The following is a 25,121-nucleotide window of genomic DNA, read 5'->3' as shown; positions in this document are numbered from 1 at the left end:
TACGCGTCGATCTTCCGACCGAGGTGGCACGGACAACGATCGTGCCGGCCTTACCGGATTTCATGGCGGCTCATCCAGAGTTGGAGCTGGAGGTGTCGAGTACGGATCGGCAGGTCGATCTGGTTCAAGAGGGGTTCGACTGTGTATTGCGGCTTGGATCCATAAGGGACGAGACGCTGATCGCCCGCCCGCTGGGCCGGTTGCGTATGGTCAACGCTGCCAGTCCCGCCTATCTAGCGCGCTATGGCGTCCCCCGATCGCTAGAAGATCTCCAGCGTCAGGAGCATCGGGCAATTCATTTTTCGACGATGCTGGCCGCAAGACCCTATGGATGGGAATATCCGGACGGCGACGGCTACGCGACGCTTCAGTTGCCAGGTGCGCTACACGTTAACAGTGCGCAGACCTACGAAGCCGCTGCCCTCGCCGGCCTTGGCCTGATTCAGGCGCCACTCTTGGGGATTGGCCGATACCTGGAGAGTGGAGCGCTTGTGGAGATCATACCCGATTATCGTCGCCGGGCGCTCGCCGTGTCCCTCGTCGTTGCACATCGAAGCAATCTGTCGCGCCGAGTCCGCGCATTCATGAAATGGATCGAAAATGTGCTGACGCCATATCTGGAATAGCGAGACGAACATCTTCGTCCGGCCTTCGAAATCAACATTTGAAGTTGTGTCTGTTCGTCGGCGGTTGGCGACCCTTGCTCGCCATAACCGTCGAAGCGACCGAACGAAGCCTGACTTTTCTAGGGCGCATGAGTCCGGAATTCGTCCATCGCGTCAGTTGGCGCAGTGCAGCGACATGTCCGAAGTTGAGGGTAGTCTGGAAGCTGACCGACTGTAAAAACGAAGCGAATGACCCATCTAGGAAGTCCGAGCGCAGTGTCGGGTATCGGACTCATGACGCCTGCACTTGGCAGCATTAAGCATTTGCCGATAAGGTTCTTCAGTTATTGCATTATGAGTGTTGCGTTGCTGATGGCATTGATTGACGAGACGCCGAAGGCGCTCGCTTTTCGACCGACTGTTTTTCGTGTCTCGCATATTCCCACGCCGCTGTTTTCAGACAGTGCGAGTTCATCAAAACCGGATATCCTGGTTTCGAGAAGAGGTACGGAATGCGCGCGCGGAAATCGGCGACGATGGCGTAAAAATAGGACAGGTCGAACACAAGGTTTGCAAAGATTGCGCAGATATTGCTGCAAGAGCGATTCCGCTGAGTTAACTTTTCGGTGCTGCGCGTGGCTGCGTCAGTGCTTTGGTAAGCGCGTAGAAACACCGCAAAGTCAGCATTGGTCCTCAATTCCCGGGCCCAATTCCCTTGTCCGATAAACGAACTGGGGCCTGATGATCCCAAGCATCCGCGCTGCTGTCGAAATCTTCCCACCCGAACGCCGCAGCGCTTCTGCGTAAATCCGTCGGCTCAGTTCGTTGATCGTGAGCGATTCGAAATCGCGCGATGCATCGTCGGTGCGCCGAAGATCATCATGATGGATGAACCCGGCGCCAGCCTAAGCGAATCCGAGTCGGATTTCCTGCGTAAGACCATCATAGGCATGCCGGCGTTCTGCGGCGCCCAGGTGTTGCTCGTCGATCACGACGTCGACCTGACATCCTCGACCCGCACGAAGACGCTGGTTCTCGATTTCGGCACCGTGATCGCCTACGGCCCGGTAGGTCCGACCTTGAAGGATCCGAAAGTACGCGCCGCCTACCTCGGAGAAGCGGCATGACCGATTGCATCCGGATCGAGCGTCTGGCGATTGCGCGCGGTGGCAAGCAGGTCGTGCATGGTATAGATATCGAGATTCCGCCGTGGCAGGTCACCGCTCTGCTCGGCGCCAACGGGGCTGGCAAGAGTTCGCTGGTTCTCGCCGTGGCTGGTGCATTGCCCGTTTCCTCCGGCGACGTATTCATCGACCGCAAATCGAGTGCAGGCCTTCGGCCAGAGCAGGTTCGCCGCCTTGGCGTTGCAGCCGTCCCCGAAGGGCACCACGTACTCAGCGAACTATCGGTCTTCGATAATCTTCGGGTCGCCGGTCATCATCTGCCGGGCCGCAAGCGGGAAGATGGCATTGAGGCTGCGCTTGATGCGTTTCCCGAGCTTCGTCGAAAACTCGACGCGCGGGCGGGATCGCTCTCCGGCGGTCAGCAGCAAATGGTCGTACTCGTCCAGGCCATCGTCGATCGCCCGCGCTATATCCTTGCGGATGAATTGTCGTTCGATCTTGCTCCCGTGATCGTGGCCAGGCTGGTTCCGGTGATCACTCAGCTTGCCACGGACGGCGTCGGCGGGTTGTTGATCGAACAGTTCACGAATATCGCGTTGCGGATTTCACATCGCGTCCACGTCATGGAGCGGGGACATATTCGGTTCTCCGGCGAACCCGAACAATTACGCGAGAATCCGGATATTCTTCACAGCGCATATCTCGCCGCGAATTGACTTGCCGCAACGGGATGAACGACGGCCGTGAGCGTCTGGCTTCGGCTACGCCAGCGAGTCTGGCCTGCGTTGTCCGAGTCTCGGTGAGTCTGTGATGAGCTTTACTTTTGATCGATGGCTCTGCCGTCACCTCCCATCCCCGCAAGCTCGGCCCTCCGGGCGCTTGCTCACCGGGTTAGCCGTCAGACGGCACAGTGCAGTTCCCGCTGGCGTCTGCCGCTTACCAAACTGAGCGCTTGTCGGATTTAGCGCGGTGCCCTGCCTTTGGGGGCGGGCTTCCCAGAGCGATAGTCGATGGCCGAACCTCAAAATGAGTTGCGTACCTCATTGGGCCTCTGCTAGCGTGACAAGGATGGAGAAGCGAGAAGCGAATATGGCGTTCACGCTCAAGGACATTGCCCGCCAGGCTGGCGTCAGCCTCGCAACCGTTGATCGTGTCCTCCACAATCGCGCCGGCGTGCGACCGGACACCGTCCGGCGCGTGAAGGAGACGATCGAGCGGAACGCATTCCAACCCCATGTCGCTGCGGCGGAATTGGCCCGCGGGCGAGCACGGCGCTTCGCCTTTGTGATGCCGTCCGGGCCGAATCTGTTCATGCAGCAGATCCAGTCCTATCTCGGCGAGATGTCGACCTGGCTTTCGGCCCGACGCCTTGCGGTCGAGATGGTCGCTACCGACGTGTTCAATCCTGCCGTTCTCGCGGCTACCCTTGAATCCCTCGCCGGCGACTTCGATGGAGTGGCGGTCGTGGCGCTCGATCATCCGAGCGTCCGCGCCGCCATCAACGATCTTGTCGATGCCGGCACCAATGTCGTGACGCTGGTGTCCGACGTGCCGTCGTCGCGCCGCCATCACTATGTCGGCATCGACAACATTGCCGCCGGGCGCACCGCGGGCACGTTGGTCGGGCGGCTGGTCGGTCCTCGTCGAGGGAAGGTCGCTATCGTCGCCGGTTCGCAAGGCTTGCGGGACCATGCCGAGCGTATCTTCGGCTTCAGTCAGGTGACGGCCTCCGAATTTCCGCAACTTGATGTGTTACCCGTTCTTGAGGGGCGGGACGCGGATGAATGCTCAGAACACCTCATGATGAGGTTGCTTGGCGATCATCCTGACATTGCCGGTCTCTATAATGTCGGCGCCGGAACGCTTGGCGTTGCCAAGGCACTGATCGACTCCGGGCGTGAGAAGCAGGTGGTTTTCGTTGGGCACGACGTGACTGTCGTGACGCGCAGGCTGCTCCTGCAGGGTGTGATCGATGCGGCCATCTCGCAGAACCCCGGGCATGAGGCGCGGGCCGCCATCCGCGTGCTGCTCGCGCTCGCGCGAGGCGAACCGATCTTGAGTGAACAGGAGAATATCCGGATCGACATCGTGATGAGGGACAATCTGCCGTAGGGCCCACCACCGTAAGGCGGTTCTAAGCGGCAGGCCGAGTTCAAAAAGTCGGCACTTTGCGGGAAAGGCGACGCAGTTCGCACGCCGCGTGAGAGCCGAAAGGGAGGAAGGCTCGTGTATCTGGGGATGGACATCGGCACGTCCAGTGTGAAGGCCGTGCTCGTGAATGACGCGGGTGCGATCGCCGCTGCGGCTTCGCGCGAGCTTGCGCTGTCGCATCTTGAGCCGCTCTGGTCCGAGCAGGATCCGGATGCCTGGGTCGACGCGGCGATCGATGCGGTCGACGATCTCGCTGCCAGGCACCCGCGCGAAACGGCGCAGGTTCGGGGCATTGGCCTTGCCGGCCAGATGCATGGCGCTACGCTGCTTGGTGCCGACGGCCGGCCGCTGCGCCCGGCCATTCTCTGGAATGACGGCCGTTCCCATGCCGAGTGCACCAAACTCGAGCGCCGGTGCCCCTCGCTGCACGCGATCGCCGGGAATCTGGCGATGGCGGGCTTCACCGCTCCCAAGCTCATGTGGGTGGCGCGGCACGAACCGGATGTTTTCGCGAGGGTAGCTCACGTTCTTCTTCCCAAGGCCTATGTCCGCTACCGCTTGACCGGCGAGATGGTCGAGGACATGTCGGATGCGGCCGGAACGCTCTGGCTCGACGTCGGTCGGCGCTGCTGGTCCGAGACCATCCTGGAAGCGACGGGGCTCGGTCTCCACCATATGCCGCGACTGGTCGAAGGCAGCCAGCCGAGTGCAGTTCTATCTGCCGACTTCGCGCAGCGTTGGGGCATGGCACCCGGCGTGGTGGTCGCCGGTGGCGCCGGCGATAACGCAGCCAGCGCGATCGGACTCGGCGCCATTGCGCCTGGCGATGCCTTCCTTTCGCTCGGGACTTCGGGTGTGCTGTTCCGCGTCACGGAGCGGTTTGCGCCGGCACCTCGCTCGGCGGTCCACGCCTTCTGCCACGCGCTTCCCGGCCTTTGGCACCAGATGGGCGTGATGTTGTCGGCCGCCGCCTCGCTTGGCTGGCTTGCTCGCATTCTGGCAACGCCTGAATCCGAATTACTCGCCCCGCTCGGCGAGGCCGTCGAACGGCCGAGCCCGGTGCAATTCCTGCCTTATCTCGACGGCGAGCGCACACCGCACAATGATGCCACTGCTGCCGGTGCCTTCGTCGGTCTGCGCAGCGCGACCGGACGCGATGATATCGTTCAGGCGGTGCTCGAAGGTGTGGCCTTCGCCGTGCGCGACAATCTTGCTGCGATGGGCGGCTCAAGTCCCGCGATCGCGGAGGTCGATCTCGTGGGCGGCGGATCGCGCTCGGCGCTGTGGGCACAGATCATCGCCGATGTGCTCGGCATTCCGGTCCGCCGCGTCGAGGAGGGCGAGGTCGGTGCGGCGCTGGGAGCCGCGCGGCTCGGCCGGATGGCTGCCACCCAAGAAGAGCCAGCGAAAGTATGCACCCGTCCGAGACGGCTCGCGAGCTTCGTGCCGCGCGCTTCGACGATGGTCGCCTACGATGACGCCTATCGGCAGTGGCGAAAACTTTATCCCGCGCTCAAGGAGCTGTCCGCGTGAACGCATCAACGAACTTTTTTGCAACCACCGAGCCGGTCGCGTATGGGGGTCCTAAGCCGGACAAACCGCTTGCCTTCCGCTGGTACGACAAGGACCGCATCGTCCGTGGCCGGCGGCTCGAAGATCATTTGCGTTTCGCCGTCTGCTACTGGCATTCGTTCGGCTGGATCGGGAGCGATCCGTTCGGCGGCGAGACTTTTCTCAGGCCATGGCACCATGGCGATGATCCGATGGCGCTTGCCCGCGCCAAGGCCGATGTCGCATTCGAGCTGTTCCGCCTGCTCGATGTGCCATTCTTCACATTCCACGATGCGGACGTTGCGCCGGAAGGCCGGTCGCTTGCCGAGTCGGTCAAGAACCTCAACGTCATTGCCGATCTGTTCGAGCAGAAGATGTCGGCGGCCAAAGTGCGCCTGCTCTGGGGAACGGCCAATTTGTTCTCGCACCGCCGCTACATGGCGGGTGCGGCGACCAATCCGGATCCAGAGGTGTTCGTCTACGCGGCAGCGCAGGTCCGGGCGGCGCTCGAGGTGACGCATCGGCTTGGCGGCCAGAATTACGTGCTCTGGGGCGGGCGCGAGGGTTACGAGACACTGCTCAACACCGACATCGGGCGCGAGCTCGACCAGCTCGGCCGTTTCGTTTCGCTTGTGGTCGAGCACAAGCATAAAATTGGTTTCAAGGGGCCGATCCTGATCGAGCCGAAACCGAAAGAGCCGACCAAGCACCAATACGATTTCGATGTCGCCACCTGCTCCGGCTTCCTTGAACGCTACGACCTCCTCAAGGACGTCAAGCTCAACATCGAGCAAAACCACGCCATCCTCGCCGGCCATTCGTTCCAGCATGAGGTCGCGCTTGCCGAGGCACTTGGTATCTTCGGCTCGCTCGATATCAACCGCGGCGACGATCTACTTGGCTGGGACACCGACCAGTTCGCGATGAATGTGCCAGAACTGGCCCTTGTGTTTCATGAAATGCTGAAGCGCGGTGGCTTCACCACTGGCGGTCTCAACTTCGACGCCAAGATCAGGCGTCAGTCGATCGAGCCTGATGACCTGATCCATGCCCACGTCGGCTCGATGGATGCCTGTGCCCGTGCGTTGCTTGCCGCCGCCGATATGCTGGAAGCCAACGCGCTCACGGCTCCGATCGTCGAACGCTATGCTGGATGGGCGGACGCCGAGGGGCGCGCGATCCTCGCAGGACAGCGCTCGCTGGCCGAGCTTGCCGACCGGGCGCTTGCTGGCGGACTGGATCCGCAGCCGCGCTCGGGACGTCAGGAATATCTGGAATCCATGGTCAACCGGTATGTCTGATCGGAGCGAATGCGATTTGACGCAGCATTATTTGAGAGGGAGATCGCCATGGTGACGGACGATACTGCCCGGCAACCCATCCTGGAATTGAGAGGTGTCGGCAAGGATTTCGGCGCGATCCGGGCGCTACATGGCGTCGACATGAAGATTTTCCCAGGAGAAGTGGTCGGCCTGATGGGCGATAACGGCGCCGGCAAATCGACGCTGGTGAAGATCATCGCCGGTAATTTTCCGGCAAACCACGGAGAGATCCGCTTCGAAGACAAGAAGGTTCATTTCCACCGTCCGCTCGATGCGCGCGAGGTAGGGATCGAGGTCGTCTACCAGGATCTCGCGCTCGCCGACAATTTGACGGCTGCGGCAAACGTTTTCCTCGGACGCGAGCTCACGTGGAAATTCGGTCCGTTCTCCTTCCTTGACCACAAGGCGATGGCGGCACGCGCGCTGGAGCTGTTCGGTGAATTGCGCTCCGAGACCAGGCCGCACCATCTCGTCAAGCAAATGTCGGGTGGCCAGCGCCAGGCGGTCGCCATCGCGCGGACGCGACTGTCAAACGCCAAGCTCGTCATGATGGACGAGCCGACTGCGGCGATCTCGGTCCGGCAGGTCGAGCAGGTGCTGAGCCTGATCCATCGCCTCAAGGAGCAGGGCGTTGCCGTCATGCTGATTTCTCATCGCATGCCGGACGTCTTCGCCGTCTGCGACCGCGTCGTCGTCATGCGGCGCGGCGAGAAGAGGGCAGACAAGCCGGTCCAGGACACGAGCCCTGAGGAAGTGACCGCCCTTATCACTGGCGCGAAGGAGGCCGCGTGATGTCCGTGCCAATGGAATCCCCGGTCTCCTTTGCCAATGTCGGCCATGCCAGGTGGTGGCAGCGCGGCTTCTTCACCTCGCAGACCGCCTACGTCACGCTCGCGCTGCTGGTGCTGCTCGTCGTGATGCACTTCGCGAGCCCCTACTTCTTCACCGAAGGGAACATGCAGAACGTGGCGAAGAATTTCTCGTTCATCGCCATCGCCACCCTCGGCGCCACCTTCGTGATCATCACGGGCGGTATCGATCTCTCGGTCGGCTCGACGATGTGCTTTTCCGCCATGATCACCTCGATGGTCATGTCGGGTCTCTCGACGCCGGGCATGCCCGGCGCCTCGCTGTTCGTGCATGTGGCCGCCGACGGAAAGACCGTGGCCGCCAATTTGCCGGGCCTGATCCTGCTCGTCTCGATGTTTGCCGGGCTTGGAACCGCGCTGCTCGTCGGGCTCGTCAATGGCTTCTGCATCGCGGTGCTTCGGCTGTCACCCTTCGTCACCACGCTCGGCATGCTCTCGATCGTGCGCGGTCTCGGTTATGTCGTATCAAACGGCCGGGGCAGCTTCCCGGGCGGCCCGGACGCCGACTATTTCTACGCGCTGACGTCGGGCGACCTGTACGGAATGCCCGCGCCTTTCCTCTATCTTGTGATCCTCGCGGCGGTGATGGCCGTCGTCTTGCACCACACCACGTTCGGTCGGCACGTCTTTGCTCTCGGCGGCAATGAGAAAGCCGTCGAATTGACCGGCGTTTCGGTCGTGCGCGTAAAGATCAAGGTCTATGTGATCGCCGCGCTTGCTGCAGGACTGCAGGGGATCATCGTATCCGGCTGGCTGGGCTCGGCGCCCGCGAACATGGCGACTTCCTATGAGCTCAACGTAATCGCTGCAGCGGTGATCGGCGGCGCCAACCTGGCGGGCGGGATTGGCGGTCCGTTCGGCGCCATTATCGGCTGCGTCCTGCTCGAGGTGATCCGCAATGGCCTCGTGCTCGCGCAGGTCAATTCCTATTGGCAGCAAACATTGGTAGGCGTGATCATCATCCTGGCCGTGCTGATCGACCGAATGCGCTCGCGCACGATTTAAGGGGTACTGATCGGGAGGCGCCAACAACGGCGTCGTCTATCCGCCTCCCGGCACCGACGATCTTCAGGATAGGCAACAACGCGTGGAGGAGCGACCAATGAAGAAAATTCTTCTTGCTACCGTGATTGCCGCAATGATGGCGAGCCCGGCTCTTGCCGAGACGAAGTACCGTTTCGTCATCGTGCCCAAGGCGATGAACAACCCCTTCTTCGATGTAGCACGAGACGGCTGCTTGAAGCGCGCCAAGGAACTCGGCAATGTCGAGTGCATCTACAAAGGGCCAATCGAGCATGAGCCGGCAACCCAGGCGCAGATCATCCAGGACTTCGTTACGCAGAAGGTGGACGGCCTTGCGATCTCCGTTGCCGACGTCGCGGCCATGACCAAGTCGATCGAGGCGGCAAGCGCGGCGGGCATCCCGGTGGTGACATTCGATGCGGATGCGCCGGGCTCCAAGCGCATCGCGTATATCGGTACCAACAACAAGGATTTTGGCCTCGCGCTCGGCAAGCAGTTGCTGCAGCTTCGGCCCGAGGGTGGCAAGTACGCCATGATCTCGGGCGGCCCGGGTGCCAAGAACCTCGCCGAGCGCGTCGATGGTGTCCGCGAAGCGCTCAAGGGGTCGAAATGGGCCGAGGTTTCCGGCTCGCCGACATTCTGCAATGACGACTCCGCGCTCGCTGTTCAGCAGATGTCCGACCTGCGCACCGCGACGCCGGACCTTGCCGCGATCGTGCCGATCGGCGGCTGGCCGATGTTCGCGCCGGAGGGTTACAAGGCGTTCGTCAATAAGAACAAGAAGGATATCGACGCCGGCAAGTTCACCCTGGTGGTGGCCGATACGCTCAAGATGCAGCTCGAGCTATTGCGCGACGGCTATTCCAACGCTCTGACCGGCCAGCGGCCGTTCGAGATGGGCGAAAAGGCCATGGATGTTCTACTGGCGATCAAGAAGGGGGAGAAGGTGCCTGAGATCATTTACACGGGTCTTGATCTCGTCACCAAAGACAATGTCGGGCAGCTCCTGAAGTAAGGATATTTCTGCCGGGCGAGTCCTTGGCGGTCCGGGCCCACCCCCGGACCGTCCCTCGTCATGGATGCAATATTGGAACGCCGAGTTTCATGGCGTGTGGATGCCGCCGCTGCCGCAGTTGGGTGAATCGTGTTCGCAAGAAGCCGGATCAGGGAAGAAAGCTCATGAAGTCGATAAAAGGCCCAGCCATTTTCCTGGCGCAGTTCGCCGGGGATACAGCTCCGTTCAACTCGTTTGACGCGATCTGCGAATGGGCATCGTCGCTCGGCTACGAAGGCGTGCAGATTCCGACCTGGGACGCGCGACTTTTCGATTTGAAGAGGGCGTCCGATTCAAAGGCCTATTGCGACGAGATCAGCGGGGTCGCGGCACGGCACGGACTGGCGATCACCGAGCTCTCCACTCATCTGCAGGGGCAACTCGTCGCGGTCCATCCTGCCTATGATATTGCCTTCGATGGCTTCGCGGCGCCTGAAGTGCGCGGCAACCCGTCGGCACGCACCGAATGGGCGGTCGATCAGGTGAAACGCGCGCTTAGAGCATCGAAACATCTCGACTTGAAAGCACATGCCACCTTCTCGGGCGCGCTGGCATGGCCCTATATCTACCCGTGGCCGCAGCGTCCGGCCGGCCTCGTGGAAGCAGCGTTCGATGAGCTGGCAAGACGTTGGACTCCGCTCCTCGACTATGCCGACGAGAACGGCGTCGATGTCTGCTACGAGATTCATCCCGGAGAAGACCTGCATGACGGCGTCAGCTACGAGATTTTTCTCGAACGGGTGAAGGGCCACGCGCGGGCGAACCTGCTCTACGATCCGTCGCACCTCCTGCTGCAACAGCTCGACTATCTCGATTACATCGACATCTATCGCGAGCGCATAAAGGCCTTTCACGTGAAGGACGCCGAATTCAATCCGACGGGCCGGCAGGGCCTTTATGGCGGTTTCCAGAGCTGGGCGAACCGGGCAGGGCGGTTCCGCTCGCTGGGCGACGGACAGGTCGATTTCGGCGGCATCTTCTCCAAGCTTACATCCTATGATTTCGACAGCTGGGCGGTGCTGGAGTGGGAGTGCGCGCTCAAGCACCCGGAAGACGGCGCGCGCGAAGGTGCGGAATTCATCAAGCGTCACATCATCCGCGTTACCGAGCGCGCCTTCGACGATTTTGCCGGGGCAGGCACCGACGATCTTGCGAACCGCAAGATGCTCGGCTTGGCTTAGGAGGTTCGCATGGCGATCGAAGCTAGCGGGTACGACAGCGCAGGCGGCCGCATCAGGCTTGGCATGGTGGGCGGCGGTCAGGGCGCCTTTATCGGTGCCGTTCATCGCATAGCGGCGCGGATCGACGGGCAGTTCGAACTGGTCGCGGGCGCGCTGTCTTCAGAGCCTGCCCGGGCCAAGGCGTCGGCCTTGGAACTCGGCATTGCGGCCGAAAGATCCTACGGATCGTTCGAGGAGATGGCGAGGGCCGAGTCCGGGCGCCCAGACGGGATCGAAGCGGTGTCGATCGTGACTCCCAACCATGTGCACGCACCGGCCGCCCGCGCTTTCCTCGAGGCCGGCATCCACGTGATCTGCGACAAGCCGATGACGACCACCGTGGCGGAGGCACGGGAGCTGGTCGATCTGGTGGAAAAGAGCGGTAAGGTCTTCGTCCTCACCCACAACTACACCGGCTATCCGATGATGCGGCAGGCACGTGCCATGATCGCGCAAGGCAAGTTGGGCGACATCCGCGTCGTACAGGCAGAATATCCGCAGGACTGGCTTACCGAGCGCGCCGAGCTTTCGGGAAGCAAGCAAGCCGAGTGGCGCACCGATCCGAAGCGGTCCGGGGCTGGCGGCGCCATCGGCGATATCGGAACGCACGCCTACAATCTCGCTGCTTTCGTCACCGGACTGGAGACAGATGCAATCCTGGCGCAGCTCACCACCTTCGTGCCTGGCCGACTGCTCGACGACGACGTCCAGATACTGTTGCGTTTCAAGGGCGGCGCGCGTGGCATGCTGTGGGCGAGCCAGGTGGCGGTCGGCAACGAAAATGGCCTCAAGCTGCGCATTTGCGGCACCAGGGGTGGGCTCGAATGGACACAAGCCGATCCAAATTATCTATGGTTCACCCGCTTCGGCGAGCCGAAGCAGTTGCTCACTCGCGCCGGCGCTGGGGCGCTGCCGGAAGCCGCCCGAGTCTCCCGCGTGCCGAGTGGACACCCTGAGGGTTATCTCGAGGGTTTTGCCACGATCTATGCCGAAGCTGCGCGGGCAATCCGCGCCGCGCGGACCGGCGCTTCACTCGATGCCGGAACGATCTATCCGACCGTGCGTGACGGCTTGGCCGGCATGCGCTTCATCGAAGCCGCGGTAGCGTCTTCGAAAGCCGGAAACGTATGGACCAAGGTCGGATGAAAACGCCGACCGACCAGCGAAGGTTTCGGTTGAGCGTCGCATTCGCGAAGGTCGAACCTAAGAGTCAGTCTGGGTGGCGTCGAAGCGGGCAAGTGCCGCATTAGCTGCATTGCGAACATAGTAAGTGAGGCTCTCAGCGGCAGCATTGGCGTCGCGCCGCTCGATGGCCTCGATAACGTCGGTAAGCTCGCCCATGCTGCTCTGGATGCGACCCGGCATGGACATCGAGAGCACGCGCAGAACACTGATGCGCGCGATAAGCTGCTGATGGATGTCGCTAATGAGCTCGTGATCAACTACACGCATCATGTGCTCAATAAACCTCTTCATGAGGTCGACGAGATCGTAAACGTTCTCATTTTCGTCGGCCCTTATAATCTCTTCGAAAATGGTGCGGAGCTGAGCGATATCCTGGTCGCTCGCCATCTCAGTGAAGCGGCGTACCAACATTGCTTCCAATATCGCTCGGATCTCGTAGATCTCGGCAACTTGTTTCCGGCTTAAGCGCACGACCTCTGGACCACGACGCGGTTCGACGCGCACCAGCTTTTCGGCCTCAAGCCGCCTCAGTGCCTCACGGATCATGGTCCGGCTGACCCCCATCGCTTCGCACAGTTCTCGCTCGACAAAACGTGCACCGGGTGGGAAATGACCGGTAATAATCGCATCGCGTAGCCGATCAAATGCTTCGTCTCGTACCAATGTTTGCGGGGCACGTCTTGCCGCTGGACTTTGAATTAACGTTCGATAATTTTCACACCGCCCGTAAGTGCAGCGTGATTTGGCGGCAGGGCGATTTTGTTCGAGTAGCATTTCAGAATTGAGCAACAGGCGGTTACCGCCGAGATCCCGATAGGTGAGCCTAATCAGAACAGCCAACAGGTGATCCGCCTGCTTTTCTGCAAGCACGATATCGCCAAGGTTCGACAAAGCTACCGCGCCACATTCCGTGGCTCGCCCGTTTCGCCTCCGACTGCTGCTCGGCGAGGACAAATACCAAGAATCTCTGGCGACGTTCTGCAGCCCTGTCACGTACTTCCATAAGTCGGCGCAGGCGGAAGGATACGAGCGACCAGCGGCAAGGCGTTTCTCCACAGCACGCAGTCACGCTGACGCGCCGGGAGTTCTTTCGCGAGTTGATGGACTTGCGCGCGAGAGATCATCGTGCGCTCACAACGAAATGGTCGCAGCGGCACGCGGCCCATATAGTTGAAAAAGATCGCGTAGCGGTCGCGCGTGATCGCCGGCATTCCGCGATGATAGAATGACGCGGTGTCCGAGAATACAACCGTGCCGCGCTTTCCAATGCACGTGATAACGTCCCGAACCATATCGAAATCGGGCAGAACTCCTTCCAGCTGGCGCTGTGTTAACACAGGGAACCTCCCGCTGGCCAAACGGTCGTAGTTGGGAATGCGACGTTGCAAGACTTGGAATGGGCCGTTGCCTTCGTCCACATCATGAATGTAGACGGCTATTTTCAGCATCTGACGATCTTCGCTGTCGCGATGCCAGAGACGAACACCGGTCTCGCGTCCGTCGGCCATGGTGAAAAAGATGTTTATGCCGTCGTAACCGACGGGCACGCCCAAATAGTTCTCGGCGATGTCTAGCAGTCGACCATGAAGTCCCCATCGGTAAATTTCAGGGTGAGCCATAATCGCGTCAGCTCCAGCTTGAACGGAACGCTGGAGGGGTAGGTGTTGGCGCTCAAGAGCGTCGGCCTTTTCCAGAAAATATTCAGTACCCGGAATATTCAATCGTTCCAGCGACGTGACAAAAACGCCATTCGTCCTTAGTCCGTCGACAATCGTCTGGTCGTCCCCTAAAATCGATGGAACGTGTCGCGCGTATTCCTGTTTTGCCTTTTCGTAGTTGGCATCAAGTCGGGAGGCGACCTGGGGCAACGCGACAATGCGGCAGCCGAGGTCAGCCGGCACTTCAAGAACCTTATTTAGTCCGAACCTCAAGATGCGTTGAAAGTAGCTCATTTGTAAGCGATGCCGTAGAAAGCCCACAGGATCATAGCGTTCGCCGACCGGTTGCGAAAGCGGATCACAGCGCCGATTGCGGGGAAAATCCTTTCCAAGGCTGCGCCTGCATGCTTGGCAATCCGTTAAAACCTTGAATAGCTTCCTGATGGGCCTGTCCGAAGATTCGAACCAGGGGACCTAAATCGTTCGTACCGCGAGACCAATTGAAGGGTCTGCCGAGTCCCTCCGGCTACTTCTCATCAGTCTAGCAATGATGGAAAGGGGCTTTCTTGTCGCGACAACACGTCGCGCTGTCTCCACAGCGCTGGGCACCACCTCGCAAGCCTGCTATTGGCCCGTTTGAGACACGTCGACTGGCTCCGACGATGTCCGTTGTCAGAAGTAGATCGGAAGTGGTCAGCCCACAGTCAGAATGACGCGATTGTTGGTTCACTCGCGAAGAGTTCGGCGAAATAAAACCAAAATCCCACTTGGACTAACGGCGTAGATCCACCGTAGGGATCAGTGTCGCTCACTGCTGGGTAGGGGTGGTCAATTCCTCAAGAGGCCTTGGGCCCGCGGACCGGCCCTACTTTCACTCAGGGAATGGGGGTGAACAGAACCGGACGAAATGCCACGGCACAGCTATAAAAATCAACAACTTAGAAGATGCTCACTGCGTTCGGGACGCACGCGCCGCAGGTCCTGCTAACCAAGTTATGATCGGCCCCACTGCGGTTAATAACGGGTCAAATGGCCACGAGCAGCGAGTGTCGGTATCGGTGGTTGCGAGTCCGGGATTTGAACCTATCGGGGACCCCGCGATGCTCTACGCTCTGGATGGCCCGCCGACGCACACGAAGCAACGCCGGTGGCTCACTTGTGCGCGCTGTCCACGTGCTCCGACGTCGGCAATCGGCGTCGCGCAAACCGTGGTGGACTCGAAGAATAGCTCGCACGCATTTCTATCGAGAGCGGTAGCGCACCCGGCACGAGTAGAGCATTGGCTTCCACCTTCGGAAGGGGGGCGCTCAATCCAGTTTAGCTACGGGTGCATCTCCGTTGCTTACGCTATGACTATGCGGTGCGCTGCAGAAGTGCCGATCAAGCGGATGCTATCCCGCATTCGCTATAAATCCCGCACCTTCGATACCTGCGACCGCGCAGGTCTCATCGTTGTCGGATGTATCGCCGCTGACGCCGACGGCGCCAAGCAGCGTGGTGCCATCGAGGATCAGGACGCCGCCCGGCACCGGCACCATGCGGCCCTGCGCCAGCGTGTTGACGGCGTCGATGAAATAGGCCTGCTCCTGCGCGCGCTGAAACAGCGCCCGTGATCCCATGCCCAGCGCCAGCGCGCCATAGGCCTTGCCATGCGCAATCTCGGCCCGCATCAGGCTGGTACCGTCCTGCGCAGCGGTCACCTTCACGGCGCCGCGGGCGTCGAGGATCGTGATCACAAGCGGTTTGAGCTTCTTCTCGATCCCCTTGGCCAATGCGGCATCGAGGATCTTGCGGGCAATGTCGAGGGTGAGCTCAGCCATGGGTCATTCCTTTGCGGGCGACAGATTGTTGGAACTGGATTTCGCACAATTAAGGCTCATCGCCAATACGCGTGCAACGTGAAGTGGGGTGCGCCCGCTGCCGTCCTTGATCTGGTGCCGGCAGGAGGTCCCGTCGGCGACAATCAGCGTCGCGGGATCAGCGCGCCGGACCGCCGGCAGCAGCGATAGCTCGGCCATGTCGATCGAGGCCTGGTAGGTCTCGGCACCATATCCGAAGGCGCCGGCCATGCCGCAACAGCTCGATTCGACAGTTTCGACGTCGAGGTCGGGCACCAGACGCAGCACCTTCTCGACCGGCTTGAAGGCGCCGAACGATTTCTGATGGCAATGGCCGTGGACCATGGCCTTTGCGGCGACCGCCCCGAGCGGCAGGCTGAGGCGGCCGGCCTCTGCCTCACGCACCAGGAATTCCTCGAACAACAGCGCCTGCGCACTGACCTGTTTCGCGGTCGGATCCGATCGCAATGACAGCAACTCGTCCCGCAGCGTCAAAAGGCAGCTCGGCTCAAGTCCGACGATCGGCACGCCACGCGCCGCGAACGGCGCGTAGGTCGCAACCAGCCGGTCCAGTTCGGCGCGGGCCTGGTCAACGAGGCCTGCCGACAGGAATGTTCGCCCGCAGCACAGCGGCCGGGCGTGGTCCGAAGGACGCGGCAAGTGCACCCGATACCCGCCGGCGATCAGAACCTCGAGTGCAGCATCGAGATTCTCGCGCTCGTAGCCACGATTGAATGTATCGGCAAACAGCACGACCTCGCGACCATCTGGCGGACCAAACACGACGGCGTCGGGCCGGAACGTGTCGCGACGAAATGCCGGCAGCGTGCGGTTGGCGCTGATGCCGGCAAGCTTCTCGAATAGCGTGCGCAATAGCGGGCTGTTGTTGCGCCAATTCGCCAGTGGCGCAAAGCTCGACGCCAGATCCAAATAGCGGGGCAGATAACCCACCAACCGGTCGCGCAGCGACAGGCCATGTCTTGTCGCGCGGGCTGCCAGAACTTCGATTTTCATCTTGGCCATGTCGACGCCAACAGGGCATTCGTGGCGGCAGGCCTTGCAGGACACGCAGAGCTTGAGCGTGTCGATCATCTCGTCCGAGGCCAGCGCATCTGGCCCCAGCTGACCGGAAATCGCGAGCCGCAACGTGTTGGTGCGGCCGCGGGTGACGTCCTTCTCGTTGCGGGTCGCGCGATAGGACGGGCACATCACGCCGCCCTCGAGCTTGCGGCAGGCGCCGTTGTTGTTGCACATCTCGACCGCGCCCTGGAAGCCGCCACCGGCACCGGGGTAGGCCGACCAGTCGAGCGCCGTCTTCAATTCGCCGACGCGATAGTCCGGCGAAAACCGAAACAGCGAGCGGTCGTCCATCTTGGGCGGATCGACGATCTTGCCCGGGTTGAGCGTGTTGTCGGGGTCGAAGCGCGCCTTGATCTCGCGGAAGTCGGCGACGATGCGCGCGCCAAACATTACCTCGTGAAATTCCGAGCGCACCAGGCCGTCGCCGTGCTCTCCGGAGTGCGAGCCCTTGTATTCGCGCACCATCTCGAACGTCTCCTCGGCAATGGCGCGCATTGCCTTGACGTCCTTTTCGAGCTTGAGGTTGAGCACCGGGCGCACATGCAGGCAGCCTTCCGAGGCGTGCGCATACATCGTGCCGCGGGTGCCATGCTTGGCGAAGATGGCGTTGAGCCGCTCGGTATAGTCGGCGAGATGCGGCAGAGGTACCGCGCAATCCTCGACAAAGGAGACCGGCTTGCCCTCCTGCTTCATCGACATCATGACGTTGAGGCCGGCGGCCCGGAAATCGGCGATGCCGGCCTGCAATGCGGGCTCCACGATCTCGACCACGCCGCCCCATTTGCGCTGCGGCCTGTCCCACCCGAAGCCGAGATCGGCCATCAGCTCGCCGAGTTGCTTGAGGCGGACGAGATTGTCGGCCTGATCCTCCTCCGCGAACTCGACCACCAGGATCGCATCGGGATCGCCGCGCACGGCCGCCGAAATGATCGGCTGGAACATCGCGATGTCGCGGCCGAGCGCGATCATGGTGCGATCGACCAGTTCTACCGCGATCGGCCGCAGCTTGACCAAATGCTGTGCCGCATCCATCGCCTCATAGAAGCTGCCGAAATGGCAAACGCCGAGCGCCTTGTTGCGGATCACTGGCCACAGCTTGAGTTCGACTTGCGTCGTGAAGGCCAGCGTGCCCTCCGAGCCGACCAGCAGATGCGCCATGTTGTTCGGCGCATTGCGCGGCACCAGCGCGTCGAGATTATAGCCGCCGACCCGGCGCTGCACCTTCGGGAATTTGTCGGAGATTTCGGCGGCCTCGCGTTCGCCGAGATCGAGCATGTCGCGGAACAGCTTCCGGCCGCCTTCGGGTGAATTCACCTGTGCAAGGTCACGCGGCACCTCGCCGAAATGCAGCAGCGTGCCGTCTGCGAGCGCCGCGTCCATCGACAGCGTGTTGTCGCGCATGGTGCCGTAGCGCAGCGAGCGGCCGCCGCAGGAATTGTTGCCGGCCATGCCGCCGATGGTGGCCCGCGAGGCGGTGGAAACGTCGACCGGAAACCACAGCCCGTGCTTCCTGAGCTGGCGGTTGAGATCGTCGAGCACGATACCGGGCTCGACGATGCAGGAGCGGTTCGCCACATCGAGCGAGATGATCCGGTTCAGATGCTTGGAGAGGTCGACAACGATGCCGTCGTTGACGGTCTGTCCGCACTGCGAGGTGCCGCCGCCGCGAGGGGTAACAATTCGTCCGTCGTCGCGCACGATCGCGAGCGTTTGCAGCGCCTCGTCCATGGTCTTGGGGACGACAACGCCGGCCGGCATGATCTGGTAGAACGAGGCGTCGGTGGCGTAGCGCCCGCGGTTGAAGGCATCGAAAAAGACGTCGCCGGTCAGGTTCGACCGCAGGCGCTGTTCGAGCGATGAGGCGGCGTTCTTCATCCCAAATCCACGGTGATTCGAGAGGGCTGTTCTAGCGCTCTCCTGGATTGTACATTCTTTTGCGTGGCTAGTTACATTATGAATTCAAAATCGGCAAGCTTGATCACCCTCACGTCGCGGCCGGTTCGGCTCCGGCTTCGCTCAGGTGCTCCATGGCAGCCGCCCGCTTGTTGCGCAGATGCTGGAACAGGATGTCGCTCAATTCGCTTCCGGCGCGGCGGCGCAGGGCGTCGAGGATGGCCTCGTGCTCGCGCATCGCCTCGGCCCAGCGCTGCCGCTTGCGGGCGAAATTGGCGGAGTAGCGGACGCGCCGGATTCGCCCTGCGAAGTTGCCATAGGCGGTCTTCAGCGTCTCGTTGCGCGCGGCCGCGACGATGCTCTCATGGATCCGTTGATTGACCTGAAAATAGCCGTGCATGTCGCGATGCAGATAGTGGCCGTACATCTCGTAATGCAGCTGCTCGATCGCGCTGATTTCCTCGTCGGTAATGGCCTCGCAGGCCAGCCGTCCGGCCAGACTCTCAAGCCCGGCCATCACATCGAACAGCTCTTCGAGGTCGCGCTCGCTGAGCTGGCGCACCCGCGCGCCGCGATTGGGCAACAGTTCGATCAGCCCCTCGGCGGCCAGCACCTTGAGCGCCTCGCGCAGCGGCGTCCTGGAGATGCCGAGCATCTCGCAGAGCTGTCGCTCGGGAACGCGCGCCCCCTCTGGGATGTTGCCTTCGACAACATAGTCGCGAAGCCGCAGCAGGATCTCCCCGTGCAGGGAGGCTTCCTGGCGGTCACTACCGGCGGCCGGTTCGGCGATTGGAGTCCCGGCTTCGGGAATCGTGGATTTCATATTCACCACGGTAATTTAGCAGCCTGATCGCGTCGACGTCCATAATCGAATTAGAAATATCTATTGAAAAGACATAAAATGAATGCAAACTGACTTTCGTCAGCTCGTCAAAATGCGCCGATGGGAGGTTTTCATGCATCAAGGACGCCATTTCCTGCAGATTCCAGGACCGAGCCCGGTCCCCGACCGCGTGCTTCGCGCCATGGACACGCAGGTCATCGATCACCGGAGCGCAGAGTTCGCCGAACTCGGGCGGGCCGTGCTCGAGGGCAGTCAGAAGATCTTTCAGACCGCAGGTCCGGTGGTGATCTTCCCGTCGTCGGGGACCGGCGCCTGGGAAGCAGCGATCGTCAACACGCTGTCGCCGGGCGACAAGGTCCTGATGGTCGAGACCGGCCACTTCGCGACGCTGTGGCGCCAGATGGCTGGACGTTTCGGCATCGATGTCGACTTCGTTGCGGGTGATTGGCGCCGCGGTGCTGATCCGGCCCAGATCGAAGCCAGGCTTGCGGACGACACTGCGCACACCATCAAGGCTGTGATGGTCGTGCACAACGAGACCTCCACCGGCGCCACCAGCCGCATCGCAGACATCCGCGCGGCGATCGACCGCGCCTCGCATCCGGCGCTGCTGATGGTCGACACCATCTCCTCGCTCGGCTCGGTCGACTATCGGCACGACGAATGGAAGGTCGATGTCAGCGTCAGCTGCTCGCAGAAGGGCTTCATGCTGCCGCCCGGCCTCGGCTTCAACGCGATCTCGGAAAAGGCCCGCGCTGCATCGAAGGTCAACAAGATGCCGCGCTCCTACTTCGATTGGGAGGAGATGCTGAAGCCGAACGCCAACGGCTTCTTCCCGTATACGCCGGCGACGAACCTGCTCTATGGGTTGCGCGAAGCCATCGCAATGCTGCTGGAGGAGGGGCTCGACAATGTGTTCGCCCGCCATCAGCGACTTGCTGCGGCGACGCGCGCCGCGGTCAACCAATGGGGCCTCGAGGTACTCTGCCAGGAGCCCTCGGAGTTTTCGCCGGTGCTGACTGCCGTGCTGATGCCGCCCGGACATGATGCCGACCAGTTCCGCAAGGTCGTGCTCGACAATTACAACATGTCGCTCGGCTCGGGCCTGTCAAAGGTCGCCGGCAAGGTCTTCCGCATCGGGCATCTCGGCGAATGCAACGAGCTGACGCTGCTCGGTGCGCTGACCGGCGTGGAGATGGGCCTGTCGGCCGCCGGCGTTCCGCACCGCTCCGGCGGCGTCGATGCGGCGATGAAGTCGCTCGAGCAACGGACGCAGAGCAATTCGTCGCCGCCTCTGAAAGTGGTCAGCACCTAAAGCATGATCCGGAAAAGTGTGAAGCGGTTTTCCGAAAAGATCATGCTCAAACGATAGGGCGTTACGGTATCGCGAACGCACATAATTCAGAACATCGCGAATTCGGGAAGGGACACCATGAGGCTTCGGTTCAAGGCGACGCATGTCGTGCTGGCGCTGCTCTGCGTGATGTATTTCATCACCTATGTTGACCGGGTGAACATCGGCACCGCGGCAGGCGATATCCAGAAGGAGCTTGGTCTCAGCAATACCCAGCTCGGTCTGGTGTTCTCGGCCTTCGCCTATCCCTATCTGCTGTTCCAGGTGATCGGCGGCTGGGTCGGTGATCGCTTCGGGCCGCGCAAGACCTTGTTCTGGTGCGGGATGATCTGGGCGGCGGCGACCATCATGACCGGCTTCGTCCATGGTCTCGCCGCGCTGTTCGTCGCGCGTTTTGCGCTGGGGTTCGGCGAGGGCGCGACCTTTCCGACCGCGACACGCGCGATGCAGTATTGGACGCCGGCGAGCCGCCGCGGCTTTGCGCAAGGGCTTACCCATTCGTTTGCGCGGCTCGGCAACGCCATCACCCCGCCGGTCGTCGCGCTGCTGATCCTCTGGCTGACCTGGCGCGGCGCATTCGTGGTGCTTGGTTTCATCAGTCTGCTGTGGGGCGTCGTCTGGCTTTGGTACTTCCGCAACGAGCCGAAAGACCATCCCTCCATCACCGCGGCCGAACTTGCGGTGCTCCCCGTCCGTCCGCAAGGCGAGCGGCCGGCGGTGCCATGGGGGCCGCTGCTGCAACGGATGTGGCCGGTGACGCTGACGTACTTCTGCTACGGCTGGTGCCTGTGGCTCTACCTCAACTGGCTGCCGCTGTTCTTCAAGAACAACTACAGTCTCGACATCAAGAATTCGGCGCTGTTCGCATCGGGCGTATTTTTCGCCGGCGTGATCGGCGACAGCCTCGGGGGCGTCATCTCCGATCGCATCCTCGTGCGGACCGGCAATGTGCGCCTGGCGCGGCTCAGTGTCACGATCGTGGGATTTGCCGGCGCGCTGCTGTCGTTGCTGCCGATCCTGTTTTTTCACGACATCACGGTCGTTGCAATCTGCCTGTCGGCCGGATTCTTCTGTGCAGAACTCGTGATCGGCCCGATGTGGTCGATCCCGATGGACATCGCGTCGAAACATTCCGGCATCGCGTCGGGGATCATGAACACGGGATCGGCGTTCGCGGCCATCGTCTCGCCGCTGGTCGCCGGCTTCGTCATCGACGCCACCGGGAATTGGTACCTGCCGTTCCTGATGTCGATGGGGCTGTTGCTGCTCGGCGGCTTCTCCGCGCTGCTGATGCATCCCGAGCGGCCGTTCGATGAGGCCGAGGAACTGGCCTCCTCGGGAAAGGTGGTGGCCGCTCAATAAAGCCGCCGGCGCGCGCCGGCGGAGGGGCCAAGAGGGGTTGGGATAGGGTCTTTGGATATGCATGACGGCCTCCCGTCCGGCGGGGGACAAACCCGGCGAATAGTGATATGCGAGCGGCTCAACAAGCCCTGCGCAAGAAGACCTGCGCAAGACCGGGAAGGACGCCTATGACCGTGCACTCTGGAAGGCATTTTTTGCAGATTCCGGGACCGACCAACGTGCCGGATCGGGTGCTGCGGGCGATGGATATGCCGACCATGGATCATCGCGGTGCGGAGTTTGCCGAGATCGGCTTTGCGGTTCTTGCCGCGATGCAGCGCGTGTTCCGCACCAAGCAGCCGGTCATCATCTATCCCTCGTCCGGGACCGGCGCCTGGGAGGCGGCGATCGTCAACACCTTGCAGCCGGGCGACAAGGTCCTGATGTGCGAGACCGGGCAGTTCGCGGTGCTGTGGCACGGCATCGCCGACAAGTTCAAGCTCGACGTCGACTTCATTCCGGGCGACTGGCGGCATGGCGCCGATCTCGAACAGATCCAGGCGCGGCTGTCCGCCGACAAGGCGCACGAGATCAAGGCGGTCTGCATGGTCCATAACGAGACCTCAACGGCATGCGTCACCTATCCGCGCGAGGTGCGCAAGATCATGGATGATCTCAAGCATCCGGCGCTGCTGATGGTCGACACCATCTCGGGCCTCGGCTCGCTGGAGTACGAGCACGACGCCTGGGGCATCGACGTTTCCATCGCCGGCTCGCAGAAGGGACTGATGCTGCCGCCAGGCCTCGGCTTCAACGCCGTCTCGGAAAAGGCGCTGGCCGTGGCCAAGGCCAACCCGGCGATGCGCTCCTATTGGGACTGGCAGGAGGTCATCAACATCAACAAGGCTGGGACCTGGCCCTACACGCCCGCGACCAATTTGCTGTTCGGCCTCAGAGAGGCGGTGAAGATGCTGGAGGAAGAAGGCCTCGACAACGTCTTCGCCCGCCACAAGCGCCACAGCGAGGCGACGCGCGCGGCCATCAAAACGTGGGGCCTGGAGACACAGTGCCAGGAGCAGGGCGCGCATTCGCCGGCGCTGACCGCGGTGCGCGTGCCCGAAGGACACGATGCCGACCATTTCCGCAAGATCGTGCTGGATAATTTCGACATGTCGCTCGGCACCGGTCTCAACAAGGTCAAGGGCAAGGTGTTCCGGATCGGACATATCGGCCACTTCAACGACCTGATGCTGATGGGTACATTGTCGGGGGTCGAGATGGGCCTCGATCTGGCCAAGGTGCCACATCGCGCCGGTGGCGTGCTGGCGGCGATGGACGTCCTGAAGGGACGCGACGCTGCGCAGAAGCAGGCCGCCGTTGCCTGACATTGAATCCTCACAAGAGAAAGAGCGAGACATGAACGCGCCCGTCACTCCGACCGAAGACCTGATCTACTCCGTCGAGGACGGGATCGCGCGGATCACATTCAACCGGCCGCAGGCGCGCAACGCGCTGACCTTTGCGATGTACGAGCAGATGGCGGCGATCTGCGAGACCATCAATCAGGACCATGCGATCAAGGCGCTGATCCTGACCGGCGCCGGCGACAAGGCGTTTGCCTCGGGCACCGACATCTCGCAGTTCCGTGCCTTCAAGACCGCGCAGGATGCGCTCGACTACGAGGCGCGGATCGATCGTGTGCTCGGTACGCTCGAGCAGTGCCGGGTGCCGGTCATCGCAGCGATCGCCGGCGCCTGCACCGGCGGTGGCGCGGGCATTGCGGCCTGCTGCGACATCCGCATCGGCACCGAGGCGACCCGGATCGGGTTCCCGATCGCGCGCACGCTCGGCAACTGCCTCTCGATGTCCAACATCTCGCGCCTGGTCTCGCTGATCGGTCCGGCGCGCACCAAGGACCTGATCTTCAAGGCGCGCCTGGTCGAAGCGCCGGAAGCGCTGGCGCTCGGGCTGCTCAACGAAATCGTGCCCGACGTCGCGACCTTGCAGCGCCGCGCCGACGAGACCGCGAAGCTCGTTGCGAGCCACGCGCCGATCACGCTCGAAGTGACCAAGGAAGCGGTGCGTCGCATCCGCCGCACATTGTCGCGCGACGAGGGCGAAGACCTGATCCTGCGTGCCTATATGAGCGAGGACTTTCGCGAGGGCATGGACGCGTTTCTCAACAAGAGGACACCCAGCTTTAAGGGCAAGTAGAGGCTGCGGGGGCCGGTTGATTCCGGGCGCGCACATTTTCCGACCGACCAATTTTGAAGTAGCCTGCAGCCATCTTGAACGTGACGGGCCACCATGCTCACGCTCTATTCCTATCCGCCGTTGTTCGGCGTCGCCGACAATAATGGCTACGGTCTGAAGGTATTCGCTTTTCTGAAGCTCGCCGGCGTGCCGTTTCGGCACGAACACATCTTTGATGCATCGAAGGCGCCGCGCCAGCAGTTGCCCTATATCGTCGACGGCCATGACAGCGTCGGCGATAGTGAGACCATCCTCGCCTATATCACCGAAAAATATGGCGTGACGCTGGATTTGGCGCTGACGCCGGCGCAGCGCACGACCAATCTCCTCATCGCGCGTACGCTCGATGATCTCTACTGGGTGATGTCCTATTCGCGCTGGAAGGACGAGCGCTACTGGCCCCAGTTCCGCGATGCGCTCAAGCGCGAGCATCCGAGCCTCACCGATGACGGGTTGATGAAGGCCAAGGAGTTCAACGCTCAGCGCTATTATTACCAAGGCATCGGCCGCTTCGAGGCCGACGCCGCGATGGCCCGCGGGCTCGCCGATCTCGCCGCACTCGCGAACTTGATCCCGCGGCAAGGCTATGTGCACGGCGACAGACCGACGGCCATCGACGCCGGCATATATGGCTTCGTCGCCAACATCTACTTCTACGACATAGAGACGCCGTTGAAGAGATTCGTAGTCTCGCACGAGGGGCTGGCACAACATTGCCGTACCATCCACGCTGCAGTCAGTGCACCGTCACCGTAG

22 protein-coding genes are annotated in these 25,121 nt (G+C 61.8%); 16 read left to right on the top strand and 6 right to left on the bottom strand.

Annotated features, from left to right (window positions below; translation table 11 throughout):
* On the top strand, positions 1-626 hold a 626-nt coding region (locus UP09_RS29040; protein ID WP_044541804.1), incomplete at its 5' end, for a LysR substrate-binding domain-containing protein.
* Positions 627-1,285: 659 nt separating this feature from the next.
* Here the strand turns inward: UP09_RS29040 and UP09_RS39060 are convergent.
* A complete protein-coding gene (locus tag UP09_RS39060) occupies positions 1,286-1,414 on the bottom strand; it encodes a helix-turn-helix domain-containing protein (protein WP_502689097.1) in 129 nt (42 codons plus the stop codon).
* Between the two features lie 72 nt (positions 1,415-1,486).
* Between UP09_RS39060 and UP09_RS29035 the strand changes: the two genes are divergently transcribed.
* The 10 genes from UP09_RS29035 (at position 1,487) to UP09_RS28990 (ending at position 12,065) form a co-directional block, all read left to right on the top strand.
* A complete protein-coding gene (locus UP09_RS29035; RefSeq protein WP_052833243.1) occupies positions 1,487-1,732 on the top strand; it encodes an ATP-binding cassette domain-containing protein in 246 nt (81 codons plus the stop codon).
* Entirely contained in the window at positions 1,729-2,445 is a 717-nt protein-coding gene (locus UP09_RS29030) for an ABC transporter ATP-binding protein (protein WP_044541778.1), read from the top strand. Before UP09_RS29035 ends, UP09_RS29030 begins: the two co-directional genes overlap by 4 nt.
* 352 nt (positions 2,446-2,797) lie before the next feature.
* Positions 2,798-3,841, top strand: a complete 1,044-nt coding sequence (locus UP09_RS29025) for a LacI family DNA-binding transcriptional regulator (RefSeq protein WP_044541777.1) — start codon at positions 2,798-2,800, stop codon at positions 3,839-3,841.
* Positions 3,842-3,955: 114 nt separating this feature from the next.
* On the top strand, positions 3,956-5,413 hold the full coding sequence (gene xylB / locus UP09_RS29020) for a xylulokinase (RefSeq protein ID WP_044541776.1): 1,458 nt from the start codon (positions 3,956-3,958) through the stop codon (positions 5,411-5,413).
* Positions 5,410-6,732: a xylose isomerase gene (gene xylA, locus UP09_RS29015; RefSeq protein ID WP_044541775.1), complete on the top strand. Its 1,323-nt coding sequence runs from the start codon at positions 5,410-5,412 to the stop codon at positions 6,730-6,732. The genes xylB and xylA overlap by 4 nt, the downstream gene beginning before the upstream one ends.
* 48 nt (positions 6,733-6,780) lie before the next feature.
* Positions 6,781-7,545, top strand: a complete 765-nt coding sequence (locus tag UP09_RS29010) for an ATP-binding cassette domain-containing protein (RefSeq protein WP_044541774.1) — start codon at positions 6,781-6,783, stop codon at positions 7,543-7,545.
* Positions 7,545-8,627, top strand: a complete 1,083-nt coding sequence (locus UP09_RS29005; RefSeq protein ID WP_044541773.1) for an ABC transporter permease — start codon at positions 7,545-7,547, stop codon at positions 8,625-8,627. The genes UP09_RS29010 and UP09_RS29005 overlap by 1 nt, the downstream gene beginning before the upstream one ends.
* A gap of 97 nt (positions 8,628-8,724) precedes the next feature.
* Positions 8,725-9,660, top strand: coding sequence for a sugar-binding protein (locus UP09_RS29000; RefSeq protein WP_044541772.1), 936 nt, complete (start codon positions 8,725-8,727; stop codon positions 9,658-9,660).
* Between the two features lie 164 nt (positions 9,661-9,824).
* Positions 9,825-10,880 carry a sugar phosphate isomerase/epimerase family protein gene (locus UP09_RS28995; protein ID WP_044541771.1) on the top strand — a complete coding sequence of 352 codons (1,056 nt, stop codon included), beginning with the start codon at positions 9,825-9,827 and terminating at the stop codon, positions 10,878-10,880.
* A 9-nt stretch (positions 10,881-10,889) separates the two neighbouring features.
* Complete coding sequence (locus UP09_RS28990; protein ID WP_044541770.1) at positions 10,890-12,065, top strand: Gfo/Idh/MocA family protein; 1,176 nt, start codon at positions 10,890-10,892, stop codon at positions 12,063-12,065.
* Positions 12,066-12,122: 57 nt separating this feature from the next.
* Here the strand turns inward: UP09_RS28990 and UP09_RS28985 are convergent, their stop codons facing one another.
* From UP09_RS28985 to UP09_RS28965, 5 genes are all read right to left on the bottom strand, one after another.
* Positions 12,123-12,995, bottom strand: a complete 873-nt coding sequence (locus UP09_RS28985) for a GntR family transcriptional regulator (protein ID WP_082070328.1) — start codon at positions 12,993-12,995, stop codon at positions 12,123-12,125.
* 98 nt (positions 12,996-13,093) lie between these two features.
* On the bottom strand, positions 13,094-14,056 hold the full coding sequence (locus tag UP09_RS28980; protein ID WP_052833241.1) for a phytanoyl-CoA dioxygenase family protein: 963 nt from the start codon (positions 14,054-14,056) through the stop codon (positions 13,094-13,096).
* 1,097 nt (positions 14,057-15,153) lie between these two features.
* A complete protein-coding gene (locus UP09_RS28975; protein WP_044541769.1) occupies positions 15,154-15,582 on the bottom strand; it encodes a GlcG/HbpS family heme-binding protein in 429 nt (142 codons plus the stop codon).
* 3 nt (positions 15,583-15,585) lie between these two features.
* Positions 15,586-18,555, bottom strand: a complete 2,970-nt coding sequence (locus UP09_RS28970) for an FAD-binding and (Fe-S)-binding domain-containing protein (protein WP_044541768.1) — start codon at positions 18,553-18,555, stop codon at positions 15,586-15,588.
* A gap of 109 nt (positions 18,556-18,664) precedes the next feature.
* A complete protein-coding gene (locus UP09_RS28965; protein ID WP_044541767.1) occupies positions 18,665-19,396 on the bottom strand; it encodes a GntR family transcriptional regulator in 732 nt (243 codons plus the stop codon).
* Positions 19,397-19,529: 133 nt separating this feature from the next.
* On the opposite strand from UP09_RS28965, the gene UP09_RS28960 reads away from it, so the two are divergent.
* The 5 genes from UP09_RS28960 (at position 19,530) to UP09_RS28940 (ending at position 25,121) form a co-directional block, all read left to right on the top strand.
* Complete coding sequence (locus UP09_RS28960) at positions 19,530-20,732, top strand: pyridoxal-phosphate-dependent aminotransferase family protein (RefSeq protein ID WP_044541799.1); 1,203 nt, start codon at positions 19,530-19,532, stop codon at positions 20,730-20,732.
* 117 nt (positions 20,733-20,849) lie between these two features.
* Complete coding sequence (locus UP09_RS28955) at positions 20,850-22,133, top strand: MFS transporter (RefSeq protein WP_044541766.1); 1,284 nt, start codon at positions 20,850-20,852, stop codon at positions 22,131-22,133.
* Between the two features lie 167 nt (positions 22,134-22,300).
* Positions 22,301-23,497 carry a pyridoxal-phosphate-dependent aminotransferase family protein gene (locus tag UP09_RS28950; protein ID WP_044541765.1) on the top strand — a complete coding sequence of 399 codons (1,197 nt, stop codon included), beginning with the start codon at positions 22,301-22,303 and terminating at the stop codon, positions 23,495-23,497.
* 31 nt (positions 23,498-23,528) lie between these two features.
* Positions 23,529-24,326 carry an enoyl-CoA hydratase/isomerase family protein gene (locus tag UP09_RS28945; protein WP_044541764.1) on the top strand — a complete coding sequence of 266 codons (798 nt, stop codon included), beginning with the start codon at positions 23,529-23,531 and terminating at the stop codon, positions 24,324-24,326.
* 93 nt (positions 24,327-24,419) lie between these two features.
* The gene (locus UP09_RS28940) at positions 24,420-25,121 is read left to right on the top strand and encodes a glutathione S-transferase C-terminal domain-containing protein (RefSeq protein ID WP_044541763.1); all 702 of its coding nucleotides are present in this window, start codon (positions 24,420-24,422) and stop codon (positions 25,119-25,121) included.

It is taken from the genome of Bradyrhizobium sp. LTSP885 (assembly GCF_000938305.1).
Taxonomy (GTDB): domain Bacteria; phylum Pseudomonadota; class Alphaproteobacteria; order Rhizobiales; family Xanthobacteraceae; genus Bradyrhizobium.
The sequence above is the reverse complement of the archived record's forward strand: the minus strand, read 5'-3'. Positions and strand labels throughout refer to the sequence as shown.

Bases quoted from the DNA above. Each gene is read 5' to 3' on its own strand.
- UP09_RS29035 (WP_052833243.1), top strand. From the start codon at position 1,487: ATGATGGATGAACCCGGCGCCAGCCTAAGCGAATCCGAGTCGGATTTC.
- UP09_RS29030 (WP_044541778.1), top strand. From the start codon at position 1,729: ATGACCGATTGCATCCGGATCGAGCGTCTGGCGATTGCGCGCGGTGGC.
- UP09_RS29025 (WP_044541777.1), top strand. From the start codon at position 2,798: ATGGAGAAGCGAGAAGCGAATATGGCGTTCACGCTCAAGGACATTGCC.
- UP09_RS29010 (WP_044541774.1), top strand. From the start codon at position 6,781: ATGGTGACGGACGATACTGCCCGGCAACCCATCCTGGAATTGAGAGGT.
- UP09_RS29005 (WP_044541773.1), top strand. From the start codon at position 7,545: ATGTCCGTGCCAATGGAATCCCCGGTCTCCTTTGCCAATGTCGGCCAT.
- UP09_RS29000 (WP_044541772.1), top strand. From the start codon at position 8,725: ATGAAGAAAATTCTTCTTGCTACCGTGATTGCCGCAATGATGGCGAGC.
- UP09_RS28995 (WP_044541771.1), top strand. From the start codon at position 9,825: ATGAAGTCGATAAAAGGCCCAGCCATTTTCCTGGCGCAGTTCGCCGGG.
- UP09_RS28990 (WP_044541770.1), top strand. From the start codon at position 10,890: ATGGCGATCGAAGCTAGCGGGTACGACAGCGCAGGCGGCCGCATCAGG.
- UP09_RS28980 (WP_052833241.1), bottom strand. From the start codon at position 14,056: ATGAGCTACTTTCAACGCATCTTGAGGTTCGGACTAAATAAGGTTCTT.
- UP09_RS28975 (WP_044541769.1), bottom strand. From the start codon at position 15,582: ATGGCTGAGCTCACCCTCGACATTGCCCGCAAGATCCTCGATGCCGCA.
- UP09_RS28970 (WP_044541768.1), bottom strand. From the start codon at position 18,555: ATGAAGAACGCCGCCTCATCGCTCGAACAGCGCCTGCGGTCGAACCTG.
- UP09_RS28965 (WP_044541767.1), bottom strand. From the start codon at position 19,396: ATGAAATCCACGATTCCCGAAGCCGGGACTCCAATCGCCGAACCGGCC.
- UP09_RS28960 (WP_044541799.1), top strand. From the start codon at position 19,530: ATGCATCAAGGACGCCATTTCCTGCAGATTCCAGGACCGAGCCCGGTC.
- UP09_RS28955 (WP_044541766.1), top strand. From the start codon at position 20,850: ATGAGGCTTCGGTTCAAGGCGACGCATGTCGTGCTGGCGCTGCTCTGC.
- UP09_RS28950 (WP_044541765.1), top strand. From the start codon at position 22,301: ATGACCGTGCACTCTGGAAGGCATTTTTTGCAGATTCCGGGACCGACC.
- UP09_RS28945 (WP_044541764.1), top strand. From the start codon at position 23,529: ATGAACGCGCCCGTCACTCCGACCGAAGACCTGATCTACTCCGTCGAG.
- UP09_RS28940 (WP_044541763.1), top strand. From the start codon at position 24,420: ATGCTCACGCTCTATTCCTATCCGCCGTTGTTCGGCGTCGCCGACAAT.